This is a genomic window from Snodgrassella sp. W8158, assembly GCF_016100435.1.
Classification (GTDB): Bacteria; Pseudomonadota; Gammaproteobacteria; order Burkholderiales; family Neisseriaceae; genus Snodgrassella; species Snodgrassella alvi.
In genome coordinates this window covers 69,280-84,868 of the sequence record NZ_JACFSM010000002.1, presented here as the reverse complement: position 1 = coordinate 84,868, position 15,589 = coordinate 69,280, and the positions used below count along the sequence as shown (strand labels likewise).

Genomic DNA, 15,589 nt, shown 5'->3' with positions numbered 1-15,589 from the left:
TACGGTAATTAATATGTCTGCAAAGTACTAATTTGTACTTATCAGGAGTCCGAAATGAGCCAGTCATGGCATGATGAACAACATTTTTCCAATCGTAACAATTGGTTACGCGCAAGCGTTCTTGGCGCTAACGATGGACTGATTTCCACTGCCAGCCTGCTAATGGGGCTGGCAGCAGCGGATCCGGATCAGCATACCTTGCTTATATCCGGTATTGCAGCACTTGTTTCAGGTGCTGCCTCTATGGCTGCGGGAGAATATGTTTCCGTTTCCAGCCAGCGCGATACAGAAGCAGCTGATTTACGCAAAGAATTAGACTCACTTATCCGATATCCGGAAATAGAACTGGAAGAACTGGCTAATATTTATCGTCAGCGTGGTTTAAACAAAACACTTGCACAACAGGTTGCCGAAGCTCTAACCAAACATAATGCCCTTGAAGCCCACGCCCGTGAGGAAATCGGTATCACCGAAGTCAGTAAAGCCAATCCGCTTCAGGCAGCTTTGGCTTCCGCACTGTCTTTTGCTTGCGGTGCTTTGTTACCAGTATTACTATCTCTGTTAAGCTCTACCGTATGGCTGATGAGCATACTGTCTGTTACCACCATAGCCGGTCTTGGTATTCTGGGCTGCATATCAGCACATCTGGGCGGAGCTCCCAAACGTCCGGCTGTAATCCGAATCGTCATATTAGGTGCACTTGCACTGGCCTTTACCAGCATGATAGGTCGGATTATTGGTATCACTATATAAAAAAATATGCGTATACTGATTCTTGAAGATGACAGAGACATTGCTGACGGCCTCACTGCCGGTCTGAGCCAGCAAGGTATGGCATGCGATATTTTTGCATCCGGCCGCCTTGGAGAACAGGCATTAAGTGTAGCACCATACGATGCTGTAATACTTGATTTAAGTCTGGCGGAAAGAGATGGTATGGACGTTTTAAGCCATTGGCGCAGCAGGAATCTCAGCACACCGGTTTTGATTCTCACCGCCCGCGATGCCCTGCCCGACAGACTTGCCGGTCTGAATGCCGGTGCTGATGATTATTTATGTAAACCTTTTGCGCTTGATGAAGTGATTGCACGTTTGCATGCGCTTATTCGTCGCAGTCAGGGCATCAGTCAGACCGAAATTAACTTCGGGCAGCTGAGTCTGAAACTTAACTCCTGTCATGCCTGCCTGTATGGCAAACCACTTAATCTTACCCAGCGTGAATGGCTGTTATTACAGCTACTCGTCACTCATCCGCAACATGTTTTCAGCCGCGCTCAAATCGAAGATAAACTGTATAACTGGGAACAGGAAGTCGAGAGCAATGCCATAGAAGTACACGTGCATCATTTACGTAAAAAAATCAGTACAACCATTATTCGTACCCGGCGCGGATTGGGCTATCAGCTCGGAGAGGCACCTTGAAGCCAACCACTGCTATTAGTCGGCGCTTAATTATCTATCTTGGCATCACGCTGCCACTTCTGTGGATTCTGACAGCCATCATTAGCGCAGTGGCGGTAATGCATGAAATTAATGAAGCCGGTGATACCCAGATGAGTCAGCTGGCTCAGCGATTATTACATACACCGATCAACCTCAATTCCAGCCAATATCCCGCTTTACCATCTATTCCAAAACCACAGCGCGGACTTATTGATGCCAAAGAATCCGGATACGCCATCTGGTATAAAGGTAAACTGATTAATGCCGATGAAACTGGTCAGTCTATTCCCTATCAACCAAATTATCAGGGATTTATCAATCAGGGATACTGGTGGCAAAGCCATGCATGGCGTATTTTTTATCTGAACAGTCCTCAGCAGCAACTCAAAGTAGCCGTATCATTCAGTATGCACGAACGTTTGCAAACTGTATTGCGTGCAGCATGGTCTCAACTGGCAGTATCTATACTTGCTCTGCCGCTTTTACTATGGCTGATTGCATGGAGTGTACGCCGTGGTACACAGCCACTTCAGACACTGGCACAAACTCTGTACCATAGAGAACCGCACAGTATTACACCTCTTTCTAATATTGCACCTACCGAAATTCTGCCTATTATCAATGCATTAAATGATTTATTTCAGCGTATAGAACAATCTCGCGCACGTGAACTGCGCTTCACAGCAGATGCAGCACATGAACTGCGCAGCCCGTTAGCCGCACTTAAAGTACAAACAGAAGTGCTGGCACTTACCAGCCTGAACGATGCTCAGCAACAGCGTGTACGCAGCATTGAACACAGCATCGACCGCACTACCCGCTTAGTCGATCAGCTTCTTACTCTTTCCCGCCTTGATCCACTTACCGAGTTACCCCATACCGAAGCAGTTAAATGGACAGATATTACCAACGACGCTATAGAGAGTGTCAGCTTACTGGCACGTGAACACCAATGTCGTATCCTGCGGCAATTTAATACTGATGCGGCGGCAGTATTACCTATTTGCGGTGACTATACCCTGCTGACTATTCTTATCCGTAATCTGCTTGATAATGCCATTCGCTATAGTCCTGAACACAGTATTATTAATTTAACCCTGGACACAAACTCTATCAGCATTACTAATCCCTGTAATGATATTGCCTCGGAAAACCTGAAACGTCTGCGTGAACGCTTTTTCCGGCCGGCAGGGCAAGAAAGCAGTGGCAGTGGCTTGGGGCTGTCCATTGTTGATAATATTGCCCAGCTGCACTGGCTGCAAATGGAATTAGATATAGTAAAGATTAGAAAGTATAAAAATGAAACTATTAATTTCCAGGTTAAACTGCAACAAAAAGCATCATAATACAATAATAATATTAACTGAGGATTTGTTTGTAAAGTGGTGAGACTTTTAGCTAATGTTCGCACTATTCGCACAGCAACAGGCTTGTTAATCGGCGCCCAAAATTTATATAAACGAACCAAATCTTATATTAGGTGATTTTATTCACTCGACCAAAGAAAATATAGGCAATAACAGCAATAACACCAAATACAAGAGATACAAAAAACATTACATGGTAAGCATTGTTTACTGAAATTAATTGAGCTTGCGTCAGGTAGATAAGTATTCCTGATAATACTCCCCCAAATGCGCCGCCAATCTGCTGTACAACACGCGTGACAGCACTCGTGTCCTTAATTTGATTTTTATTACAAAACTCGAATGGAGAAGAGAGAACAGCAATCGTGGCGATGCCTAATCCGGAGCCTCGGACAGTAAAACCGATGATTTCAGAGGCGTTCCCACCAACTTGAATAATTAATATACTGATTGCTGAAATTATTAATCCTACACCAATAATTAGAAATGAATTTATCTCACTTAGAGATTTATAAATAAATTTTCTAGCCAACCAGGCACCTACACCTTGCAGGGCAAGCAGCATACCAATATATGTAATAGATACATTATCCTTTATTGCTTGTATTAAAGGAAAAAAAATCATAAAACCAAAAAAGATAAGCGACGTCAGAAACCCCATCATTATTGACATTGAGTATTTAGAGCTATTAAATGCACTTAAATCGATCAGTTTACTGTCTGACTTGTTATTAATAATAAGCGAAACCATCATCAAACCAATACCTAAAACCAGCATAATAATATTAGAAATATCAAAAAAATGCCCAGATGCGATATTTTTAATAGAAATAAAAAATAGAATTAAAGCAATTAAAAATGTCAAAAATACATAAATATTCATATTGTATTTAGACGTTTTAATATCAGGTATTTTCGTCCAGCCAAAGAAAAAAGCCACAAGTACTAAAGGTATGTTGATAAAAAAAGCTATTCTCCAATTTAACTGTTCTGATATGATTGCTCCAAAAACTGGTCCTAGTGCAGGGGCAAAGACTGACGGAATAGCAATCAATGCCATAACCGGCTTTAGTCTTTCCTTACCAAAATATGTCGCTATTGTGGATTGAGTAATAGGAATTAATATTCCTGCACCAAAACCTTGTAGACATCTAAACAGGATTAAAGACATCAGATTATATGAAAATCCAACCAATATAGAACCAACAAGAAAAACAAAAATTGAGTATATCCATGCTTTCTTGAGTCCTAAATTTTCATGTATATAAGGAGATAGTAATATACCTGCAGCGCAGGCCAGCATATATACAGTAACAGCCCATTGTATATAAGCATAAGAAGCATTAATGTCATTCGAAATTGAGGATAAAATAACATTAACAATGCTGCTATCCAGTAATGGCAATATACTAGATAGCGTCATAGCAAACACTAACTTTCTTTCTTCTGCCGTCAGCTCAACTGATTGTGCCATGTCAAACTCTCTCTAGATGATTAATAAATTTGAAAATAACCAATCAATTTGTATAAAAGACTATTATTTTGCTCATCTACAACTTATCTCTTTCTTGCTAACTTGTTATCTTCAATACAATTATTAGGACTTCAGAATAGCCAGTAGAATAAAGTTTTACTAACCAATTTAAGCCACAAAATATCCCATTGGGGCCATATAAATGAATACTCCACTCATTTCTCCACAGATCGCTTCTTCTGATAGCGAACCGATGATCATATCGACAGTCAGCCACTCTTCCCAGAGAGTGACACAACGTCATGGTCATTCAAGAGGACAACTACTCGGAACATTACAGGGTTTAATTTCAATTGAAGCAGAAAATTGTCAATGGGTAGTGCCCGCAACTCATGGTGTCTGGATACCTCCGAATGTACAGCATAGTCTTCTTGGATCACATGGACCATTCGAAGGATGGAGCATCTATATACAAAAAAACGCATGTACTAAACTACCTGTCAAACCATGCGTTTTAGAATTATCTGACTTACTGCGTGAAGCAATTACACGAACCATGTCATGGCATAATTCAGAACTGGAACCGGAACAGAAGCGATTAATTGCTGTAATCCTTGACGAGATTAGAACAATGCCTCAAGTTGAGCTAGCACTTCCAATGCCAAAAGATATGCGTCTGTTAAAAATCGCTTTAGCTTTGTGTGATAATCCTAGTGATGACAGAAAAATTAACGACTGGGGCATTTGGGCTGGCATTTCCCGACGCTCATTAACACGTCGGTTTACAAATGAAACCGGATTTAATTTCACAGAATGGCGTCAGAAACTGCGCATGTTAAAAGCATTAGAATTGCTTGCGACCGGAAAACCAGTCACAGAAATATCTTTATATTTAGGTTATGACAATATTAGCGGGTTTATTTCTATTTTCCGACGAAATTTCGGAGTAACGCCGGGAAACTACCAAAAAGCCATGAGAAACCGTCTTTCATATCGAGACTTCACTCACACTACATTGCCTGGTTAAATACAACACAACATAAACCTTATTTTTAACCATGTAGCGAGTTTTTCGCTAATATACTCGGGCTTATTATCACAGCGTAACAATTTAAATTGCCCTCTCCATTCAACGACCTGATTTATCGATTATATGACCTGCTCTGTGGGCAAAGATAAGTTCGCTTCTATAGTTAAACCTTCTGGATTAAAATCATCAATCACATTAAATAATCAACAAAACCGGCCATCAGCTAACTCTTCTTGCATAAAATTCATCAACAAGATTCATAATGTTTTGGAGAACAGCCAGTAAATCAGGTATCACTCGTTTAAGGCGTTTTTTGGGGCTTTATTCGTAAATTCAAAGTGTAAACTTGCTGGTACGTGAACGCCAGTGTCGTATCCCGCACCAATTTAATTCTGATGAGGCGGCAGTATTACCTATTTGCGGTGACCATACCCTGCTGACTATACTTATCCGCAATCTGCTTGATAATGCCATTCGCTATAGTCCTGAACACAGTATTATTGATTTAACCTTAGACACAAACTCTATCAGTATTACTAATCCCTGTAATAATATTGTTTTAGAAAACCTGAAACATCTGCGTGAACACTTTTCCGGCCAGCAGAACAAGAAAGCAGTGGTAGCTAATTAGGACTGTTTATTATTGATGGTATCACTTGTGTTAGATAATTTACAATTAGAAATTAAAAATTTGAAAAATAAACAAAATACATTTTCTATATTTTAAATTAAATTGAAATATAAACTTTTATAAAATTAAAAATGTTTTATTGTTTAAATCCTTAAAGTAAATTAGTAGGTAATAATTGATAAGATTATTTTTAATAATTAATAAGTTGAACTTATTATATAAATATTATTATTGAATACTAAACAAATAGCTACTTAATAAGATATTTAATACTTATCTTCAGTATAAAGGTATATAAATACAATAATAAATAAACAATTATTATTTATTATGCCTATAAAAACTACCATATAGGCATAACTAAACTTTATATAATATTAATATTAGTTTATTCTCAGCCCAAAATTTTATTAATTATTTTTTTAATATAACATTTACACATATATAAATATTTAATGATTTCAACTGCTAGCCTTTTCCCACAAATCATCAATATCTAGTCTACTAATTATATCTGAAATGGCTCTCGGATTACTCATTAATGTTGGGTTTAAACGTATAACCCAATCAAGTTCTTGAGTTCTTTCTGATTGAGCACCAATATCAAAAATAATAGTTGGTATTTTTAAAGCTAAAGCTATAGACAAGGTATAACAAAAAGTTTCTTCCCAAATACTTGGTAGTATAACAATATCTGGAGAAATTGCCCTCAGTTTATTAATGCATTCATTTTCATTTTGATATTTTCCAGAAATACTAATACCATGTTTCTTCATATCATGTTTAACTTCTGCATTTACATATCCAACAACAAAGTAAGTTAAATTTAAATCTCTAGTTTGTGAATCAAGAGCCAACGCTGATAGTAATTGCGACCCTTTTTCTATACTGATGGCTCCAATTGTTGCAATTTTTATTTTACCATTCTCTTTTCTTCTCTTAAGAGGCAATGTATTTTTAACTAAATTATCATGAGGAATAACATTTATATTTAAATTAGGAAAATCACTTAATATAATATCTCTAGCGCGTTTAGAAGGAGCTTCAATTATTGAACAATTATGAAAAAAATTGGTATAAGCTTCTTGCCTTTCAAATACATTTGTCATATTTAAGCTTGGTGTTGATGTTTTAAAACTATTCCAAATATTTCTTTTTTCTAAAGAAGGCTCTTTCTCATAGTTATATTCAGGACTTAGAAGTTTATAATCATTAGACATGCAAGCATAGTCATGAATAACAAATTTATACTTTAAATTAGATGATGAAAAATATGCTAATAATTTTTGATGGTAATACCAATCAAGACCGGCAAAGCTATTAATATGTACCAAATCTGGATTTATAGTTTTAAAAAAAAGATTTAGAAAGTCTAAATTTCCTCTTAAAGAAAGATTTTTTAAATTATTAAAATCTAATTGTTCAAATTTTTTCAAGCTAATAGAATATAACTCTCTATCATGAACAGTTATAACAATACAAAAAATAGATTCGTTAGTATATTTATTGATTATCTGTTCAAGATATGTATCGATACCTCCTCCCCAAGCATGTGATATAAATACGATACATTTTTGATTTTTAATTATAAATTTTAATCTTGCCAAATCTAAATTAGTTCTTAATATAGAAGTAGGATCAGCTTTAATAAAATTGTGAACTAAATAATTGTAATTCGGATGTTTTAATTTTAACGCATTTGCTCCACGCTTCATATTTTCTGATTTAGTCGCAGAAAAAGAAACAGATCCAACATGAAAAACAAAGACATCACCAATAATAATATTCTTAAAACCGGCATGTAGTGCCCTCATACAAAAATCATTTTCTTCTCCATATCCAACTTTAAAATGTACATCATCTAAAAGTCCTATCTTGTCTATAACAGTTCTTCTCATATAAAAACAAAAACCAATACCTGTTGGCGTTTCTACATATAAATTTTTATTTATTTCAGAAGCAAGATTATTAAGTTGAGCAGGTGTTATTTCCAAATCTTTATTATTATCATAATTAGTAAATGGATAACTGCAAATTGTAGCATTGTTTGACATTGGTGTGATTGTAGCAATAGATTCATCCTGATCAGCATAACGAATCATTTTCTCAAACCATCCAGGAAAAACAAAAGCGTCTGAGTTCAGTAAAATTACATCAAGATTATGTGATAAATTTGTAATTGCATAATTAACTGTTTTAACAAAACCCAAATTTGTTTTATTACAATAATAATCAAAAAGACCTTTCTCAGAGAGTTGCTGTAACTTATTATTAAGCTCTTCATCAGGTCCACAATCATTTATAACTAAAAGACTATATGAATCAGAAATTCGACTTCTTAACGCATGAAAAACTGAACATAAAGTTTCATCTAATCCTTTATATACAGGTAAAACCACTACACAACGAGTTGAATGTGTATATTTGCAAGGTGACAATCTATTCCAATCATCATCTGATGGGATTGTAGGAACAAACCACAAACTATCGGTTTGATTTAAATTATTAGACTTTTTTTTATCTGTAATTATTTTTTTAGAGTAAATTTTTATTCCCAATAATCGAATAGTTTTATATGTTTGATTTTTCTTGATGGTTAACAAATTTTTCAAAATATATTGTCTTTCGGAATCAGTATCTCTTTTATAAATAGTTAATCCCAACAATTTAATTTTTACAAACTTAGATGATTGTATTCTCTTTAGCATGTTTATACACCAGCTATATTGCTAATTATATTCAATAAACTTAAGATAGTATCTTATTATCTTAAGTTTGTAAATATTTTAATATAAAAAATACTTCATATAAAATTTACATATATAAATCATAAGATATGTAATTACCAAGCTTATAAATAATTGTACAATTAAATAAGAGTTTTAAAATTTAAAATACTTAAATTTTACAATTAAGTGTCTATTAACAAATTGAACATAAAATTATTAATAAAAATATATTTTATTTAATGGGAACGATAATTCAAAATGCTAAAATTTTATTCTATATGCTATATCTTCTATCTCTAATTATTATTAATTTTCACTATTTAGTTGTATAGTTCTTAATCTAGATAAATTATATTAGTTTATAAATGGATACTAATAACATTGTAAGTGCTAATAAAAATATAATTTGGATTTTTTTTAATTTTCTTTTTAATTTTTGTTTTTCTTTCTGTAATTTTATTATTTTACTTTCTTTATAGTTGATTTTTTCATTAGCTAAATATAATTCTTTAGAAAAATTGATTAGTTTTTCCTTAGTAAAATATAATTCTTTAGAAAATTTGGTTAGTTTTTCTTCTTTACCATGAAGCTCAGTTTTTAATTTAACCATTTCTAACAAAAGATGACTAGTATAATGCTGTTCTTTTTTCATTAAAGAATATAATTCAGCGATTTTTTTTTCAAAAGGCACAAAAGGAAGTAATAATTGCTGTTTTTTCTTTGTAAGAATACATTTTTTATTTTGTAGAAAGAGATTGTCCATAAAGTATTCTAGTATAAAGTCACTTTTTTTGGAAAATTTATTAAAGAAGTCAACAGAGAATTGAAAATTCTCTCTGATTTCTAAAACAATTTCTTCTGCAGTTTTTTTCTCAAAACCTCTTCCTGAAAAATTATAATATTTTGCTACTTCATAATTTTCAAAATTTAAAAAACCTGGTCCGCCAAAATGGTCATAACAATATACAGGGATATTAGATAATAATCCATATTGTACTGTTTTACCAATGGTTATTATCATATCATATTGTTTTATTAGCTCAGGGGTGACTAATACAGCTTTTTTTCCACCTATAATATTAACATTAAAATCTTTAGATAATATATTTGTAGCTTCAATCATTTCTTGTGGTAAATGATTAGATACTACCAAAATATTGTTCAATTTAGTTTCTTTAATCGAATTATCCAAATATTTACTCGGGGCACAATTATTGCTAATAAAAATATTATTGGATTCTATACCCAACGAAACTAATCTATCTTTTGTTTCTTTACTATTTGCTACATATATACAATCTAGTAATTTCATATATGGTAACGAGCATAACTCCATCATTTCATATGGAGATAAATGCACTGAAATTAATTTAAGATCGACATTTTTATGAATATGATTTTGAAATAGTCTAGCAATCATACAATGTTGAGACCAAATAAAATTAATATTTTCTAAATTTATTTGTTCTAAATTTGTTATTAAATCATTCTTATCAAAATATTCAATAATAGGTTCTCCCAAAATATTTGCATATACCAAAATATTATGATCTCTTTCTTTGAAATACTTATATATCTCCAAAACTTGAATTTCTGAACCGCAAAGCTCAACCAAATGATTTGTTAATATTAATACATTCATAATTTGTATTTATTAAAAGTTTAAAATTTAGTATACCTAAATTAAAATAATTTCTATATATATATTATATAACATTAATATTAAATTTAATTGAAATTTCAAATTAAACAATAAAAAATAAGCATATAACTAAATAATAGATTGCAATAAAATTAAAATTGTACATTTAAGATATGTACTATTCATTTATTTAGTTACTCACCTTTCAATCTTATAAAAAATACTATTATTAATAAAAATTAAGCTGTATCAGAACCATTATTCTGATACAGCTTGTAGAGTCTGCTGTATATTAAAATCTATCAACTTTGTAGCCTGATTGGCCTAATCAGGCTACGTTTATACTTACCTTTTCAGATAAAATTCATTTATTGTTCACGAATTACCCGGTAAGTTGGCTGATTTTCATCGATTTCGATTTTTTTCAGCTTGTCACAACTAGGCGTACCAGCGAAGTCTTTGAATGGCGACTCCTGCTCATTTTTACAATTTTGTTTCAGGCGAATTTTATCAAATTGAGAAGGTTTATATGCAAAAGCATTGCTAAATGAAAAAGATAACAGTAATGTTAAAAGAATACATGTTAAATCAGTTTTCATTTTATGAATTCCTTCTCAAAGAGAATAAAATTTAACCTATACAACTTTTATTTACTATTTAAATAGTCCCAAATATAAGACAAACTTTCTCTGACTTGAAAGTTATTAGTATCACTTCCTTGATAAATGGCACGATAATTACCATAATCAATTACTTTATTAACCATATTTCTGTTAATAAGTGCTTTACACCCATTAGCTGCAGTAACAGTAAAATAAACCATATTTTCACCTTTGTAAATAAATATATAATATTATTGATTTGTTGTTTAAACAACAAATGTATTATAGCATAAAATATTTATCTATGTATTAATTTAACTAAATTTAACCTTTAATTAATTTATTATGGATATATCATTAATATATTTTAATTTTTATTAAATTTATTCAAATAAATTTTATAATTTAATTTTGCTTTTTAAAAACAAAGCAAAGTAAGATCGAAGTTGACAATATAATAATTCTGATAAAGAGATATTTCTTGTAATAATTAAAACTGTTAGAATTGCTTTCCAGAATTGTGAAAATGATATATATTTATACAAATTATAGTATCATATACATACTAGCACATATTCATGCGCCTATCGTCTAGAGGCCGAGGACACTACCCTTTCACGGTAGCAACCGGGGTTCGAATCCCTGTAGGCGTGCCATTCGTTCTTACTATGAACCGCTTTAGTATTCACAATCCGTTTGGGTTAATAGTTTATAACTTTTCATCGTCAAATACTTCAATACTTTTTATAAATGATTATAATAAACTATTTTTTCTAAAATTCTTTATATTTGTTATAAAATTCCGCAGAGCTTTTATAGCTGAACTAATTTCAATACCAGATGGCTCCACAAAGACAGGCTCAGCAGATATTTTTCCTGTTCAATTAATAGAGCTCTTTCTGTTTCATCTTAATTTGATATTTGTTTCATAATTGAACTTACTTCATCTAAGCCGTTTTCAATTGCATTTATTAACGCATCACACTTACTCTTAACTTCGTCCAGCTCATTCTTAACTAATTTAACTCGCTCTTTTTGTTCAAAATTTTTTTAAACATAAATGTTGAACATCTCCATTTAACTATATTTAATATAAAAAATTTACTAAAACAAATTAAATTTATAATATACTTAAATAAACTACAGTTATTTAATACTTTGATTTATTTTTAGCTGTATAACCTCTATTTTGGTTCGCAAAATATTAAGGTTTTAGTTGATTAGAAATATATTGGTTTTCATTATTAACGCAATTCAATTAGACCAAACATGGATTTATAAGGTGTCAATTATGAATGAACAAACATCAGAGTATAAACCAATAGGTATTTGTCCGTGTTGTAAACATGAAGTCAGGGCAAAAATTTCAGTTAAAAATAATTTAAGAAGAGATAAGTGTGAATGTCCAAATTGTGAAGCAACCATTTATGTTTGCCGAAACTATGGATGTAGAAATTATGCAGTTGGAGGAGACAATTATGATGATGAGCTTTGTCCTACTTGTGCAAAAGAATTGATGGAATTGGTAGGAAAACTTGCAGGAAAATTCTCAGAGATTTTACTCACTACATTAACAGCAGCATTTGCTTCATTTATTGTTAATAAAATGAAAGAATAGATACAGCTAGATAAAGACAAAAAAATCTTATTATACTTATATAAAGAAGAAGGCGGAAGAGATTAAGTAGTATATAAAAACTCAAACATGAGATTACGTTAACACAACTCGGCTGACATATTGCTCATTTTAATATTCATTGAGTTTTTGACAACTCGACTTGATAATTTGTGCCGGCAATTACAATCAGATAACGCAGACAAGAATCAGTCTCAAAGATCAGCGTCTAGTAACACAAACGCTGCAATGTGTTACATCCAGATTACCTTGTATAAATCAGTTTAATCTTCACAATACCTAGCTGATTTTTTCTTTAGTATATAAAACCTACTAACTCACGGTACTTGTAGCTTCTTTGCTCACCTGCTCGCCCCCTGTCAACGTGGCACCAGGTGCGGAATGCATCCGCTGTGCATTAACAATAGAAAATAAAAACTTCCCAGTTTCCGGACTGATAATGTGAATATCAAAATTTACTATAATAAAAGAGATATTCTTACAACAAATATAATGATTTTAGAAATCAGAGTTAGTTGAAATATTAATTTGCAATAACAGTTTATTTGACAATGTGTTTCAATTATTACTGTATTCATTTTTATAATAATATTCGTTACATGAAAAATTATTCTCTATGAGGATATATAAAAAAATACTAATAAAATATTTATACAATAATAACTTATATGTTTTCTATTAACATTAGATATTTTCGAGACAGCTAGTATTGAAGCTATTTTTTTTATTTTTCTTAAGTATAATGGCATATAAATATACTGTAGAATTATTTCATTTAAGTCTGTATAACTCAGAAGATATACAAAAAAACAGCGCTTTTTATGCGCTGTTTTAATTAATTAACTGTTATTTTTTTATTATTTGCCGTACCAGAATTGCCATAAATGAGATAAAGAGAAGTAAACCTAATAGTTCTCCAATTTTATCCCAGCCCTGCAAATTCAAAGCCAGCGGAGATTCGCCGCCGCCCAGAGCTATAGACCCAACAATTACCATAGCCATTACTACACCTACGATACTTTCACCGACTATTAATCCAGCAGCCAGTAATGTACCACGACGATCTGTGGCTTTAACCTCTTTCTCCTGAATAGCTGGATCAGTATGGCGCTTTTTGATATAACGCAAACATAAATAGGATAATACTGTTCCGATAAAGATTGGCATATTGACGGAAGCCGGCAGATAAATACCCATACCCACTGCCAGCGGAGGTACACTCCAACCCGGACGAAGATATTTAACCACCACATCAAGCACAATCAGGAATACACCCAAAAATACGCCTGCTCTGATATATGCCCATTCCAGATTGTGAGAAAAAATCCCTTTGGCAATAGTGGTCATCAGAGTTGCCTGCGGTGCTGACAGTGCCTGAGCAGCATCCATTCCGGCACGTGGTAAGGCTCCGGTAAAACCATAAGCGTTATACAACAGTTCAAGTACTGGTGAGATTACTATCGCACCAACAATGCTGCCAATAATTAGTGCTACTTGCTGGCGCCACGGTGTAGCCTGAACCAGATGGCCGGTTTTTAAATCCTGCAGATTATCATTAGAAATAGTAGAAATGGCCATAACCACAGAAGCAGTAAATAATGCTAAAGCTGTCATAAACTGATTACCACCAGCTTGTGCGAAAATACCGCTAGACTGACCAATCACCATGAATACCAGCGATATAATGATGATTGAAACAATACCGATACTGGATATCGGGCTGGAAGAAGAACCAATCAGACCAGCCATATAGCCACTGGCTGCAGCCACAAGAAAACCTATAATGAAGGCCATGATGGTGGCACACGCAACCAAAGCACAGGCCAGTCCGAAAGATATCGGCGCAGTGGCAATAAAGCTGTAGAAGGTAGCAACCAGAATGATCAGAGTAGCCACTACAATCAGCATCATGGTTTTAGGCGATAAATCCTGATTTACCCGCTCCTGTGTCTTGCTGGTTTGTGAATCCGATCCAAAGGCCTGAAAAGAAAGTTTCATGCCTTCAAGCATAGGTTTGAAAAGGGTAATTAATGTCCAGATTGCAGCAACAGCGATGGCTCCGGCGCCAATATAGCGGACTTTGGTTACCCAAAGTTTAATTGCAAAATCCATCATTGAAACATTTTCAGGCATTGCAGTGGTGCTGGTGAAATACGGTACGGCTATTCCCCATGAAAAAAACATGCCTAGCAGTACAGCAATACCACCGGTAATACCTACCAGCCAACCGGCACCCAGCAAAGCCAGTGAAAAGCCCATGGGCACCTGAAATACGGCTCCGCCTACTTTAAACCAGTAACTGGCACTTTCACTGATTACGCGTAAGCCGCCGGCCAGAAAGCTGAAAATACCGGATAAAATACCACCGGTAACAATCTGCTTAACTCCGCTTTGCGGTGAATCTTCATCATTTTCCTGTGGTTGATTGTGGTCACCAGCCTTGAGTATTTCAGCGGCGGCTAAACCTTCCGGATAAGGTAAATCACTATTAACAACCAGTACATGGCGTAAAGGAATAGTGAAAATAACACCAAGAATACCGCCGGCAACGCATATCAAGGTTGTCTGCCAGAATGGAAAACCCTGCCAGTAACCAATCATTAACAAACCGGGCAGAACAAAGATAATTGAAGACAAGGTACCGGCCGCCGATGCCTGCGTTTGTACCATATTGTTTTCAAGAATATTTGAACCATGAAAGCATTTGAGTACAGCCATAGAGATTACGGCAGCGGGTATGGATGAAGCGAATGTCAGGCCAACTTTCAGCCCCAGATATACATTAGATGCAGTAAATATTACTGTAATTAATGCACCTAAGATCATACCGCGAACAGTAAGTTCGCGATACTGATCGACCGCCGATGAGGTGGTTGAGGGGTGTTGCATGTAATAACTCCATAAAAATGCGACTTGGAATAATAGCAATAATACTAAAATTTCTGGATATTTATTTATCCTTTCACAACCGCAATTTTGGACAAAAAGTTGCATTGTACAAACTCATTTGTAATTTTTCTTTATGTTTAAAGAAT

At 33.8% G+C, this 15,589-nt stretch carries 12 protein-coding genes and 1 tRNA gene; 7 read left to right on the top strand and 6 right to left on the bottom strand.

The window, feature by feature from the left end:
- Positions 1-54: 54 nt before the first annotated feature.
- Genes H3V11_RS04950 through H3V11_RS04940 form a run of 3 tightly spaced genes read left to right on the top strand, consistent with a single transcriptional unit; the run spans position 55 to position 2,789 of the window.
- Entirely contained in the window at positions 55-753 is a 699-nt protein-coding gene (locus H3V11_RS04950; protein ID WP_037475619.1) for a VIT family protein, read from the top strand.
- Between the two features lie 6 nt (positions 754-759).
- Positions 760-1,422, top strand: a complete 663-nt coding sequence (locus H3V11_RS04945) for a response regulator (RefSeq protein WP_198223754.1) — start codon at positions 760-762, stop codon at positions 1,420-1,422.
- A complete protein-coding gene (locus H3V11_RS04940; RefSeq protein WP_198223753.1) occupies positions 1,419-2,789 on the top strand; it encodes a histidine kinase dimerization/phospho-acceptor domain-containing protein in 1,371 nt (456 codons plus the stop codon). The genes H3V11_RS04945 and H3V11_RS04940 overlap by 4 nt, the downstream gene beginning before the upstream one ends.
- A 130-nt stretch (positions 2,790-2,919) precedes the next feature.
- Here the strand turns inward: H3V11_RS04940 and H3V11_RS04935 are convergent, their stop codons facing one another.
- A complete protein-coding gene (locus H3V11_RS04935; protein WP_198223752.1) occupies positions 2,920-4,284 on the bottom strand; it encodes an MFS transporter in 1,365 nt (454 codons plus the stop codon).
- 202 nt (positions 4,285-4,486) lie between these two features.
- Here H3V11_RS04935 and H3V11_RS04930 point away from each other — a divergent pair, with 202 nt between their 5' ends.
- Positions 4,487-5,311, top strand: a complete 825-nt coding sequence (locus tag H3V11_RS04930) for a helix-turn-helix domain-containing protein (protein ID WP_198223751.1) — start codon at positions 4,487-4,489, stop codon at positions 5,309-5,311.
- A 349-nt stretch (positions 5,312-5,660) separates the two neighbouring features.
- Positions 5,661-5,945 (top strand): ATP-binding protein, encoded by a 285-nt coding sequence (locus tag H3V11_RS04925; RefSeq protein WP_198223750.1) that lies wholly within the window; start codon positions 5,661-5,663, stop codon positions 5,943-5,945.
- A 461-nt stretch (positions 5,946-6,406) separates the two neighbouring features.
- Here H3V11_RS04925 and H3V11_RS04920 read toward each other — a convergent pair whose 3' ends face one another.
- From H3V11_RS04920 to H3V11_RS04905, 4 genes are all read right to left on the bottom strand, one after another.
- On the bottom strand, positions 6,407-8,653 hold the full coding sequence (locus H3V11_RS04920) for a glycosyltransferase (RefSeq protein WP_198223749.1): 2,247 nt from the start codon (positions 8,651-8,653) through the stop codon (positions 6,407-6,409).
- Between the two features lie 370 nt (positions 8,654-9,023).
- Positions 9,024-10,316, bottom strand: coding sequence for a hypothetical protein (locus H3V11_RS04915; RefSeq protein ID WP_198223748.1), 1,293 nt, complete (start codon positions 10,314-10,316; stop codon positions 9,024-9,026).
- 368 nt (positions 10,317-10,684) lie between these two features.
- Positions 10,685-10,915, bottom strand: coding sequence for a hypothetical protein (locus tag H3V11_RS04910; protein ID WP_025330182.1), 231 nt, complete (start codon positions 10,913-10,915; stop codon positions 10,685-10,687).
- A 47-nt stretch (positions 10,916-10,962) separates the two neighbouring features.
- The gene (locus H3V11_RS04905; protein WP_172338467.1) at positions 10,963-11,139 is read right to left on the bottom strand and encodes a hypothetical protein; all 177 of its coding nucleotides are present in this window, start codon (positions 11,137-11,139) and stop codon (positions 10,963-10,965) included.
- Between the two features lie 359 nt (positions 11,140-11,498).
- Here H3V11_RS04905 and H3V11_RS04900 point away from each other — a divergent pair.
- Both H3V11_RS04900 and H3V11_RS04895 read left to right on the top strand, forming a co-directional pair.
- Positions 11,499-11,574, top strand: a tRNA-Glu gene (locus H3V11_RS04900).
- Positions 11,575-12,209: 635 nt separating this feature from the next.
- Positions 12,210-12,536: a hypothetical protein gene (locus H3V11_RS04895; RefSeq protein WP_198223747.1), complete on the top strand. Its 327-nt coding sequence runs from the start codon at positions 12,210-12,212 to the stop codon at positions 12,534-12,536.
- Between the two features lie 864 nt (positions 12,537-13,400).
- Here H3V11_RS04895 and H3V11_RS04890 read toward each other — a convergent pair.
- Positions 13,401-15,443, bottom strand: coding sequence for an OPT family oligopeptide transporter (locus H3V11_RS04890; RefSeq protein WP_198209709.1), 2,043 nt, complete (start codon positions 15,441-15,443; stop codon positions 13,401-13,403).
- Positions 15,444-15,589 lie beyond the last annotated feature (146 nt).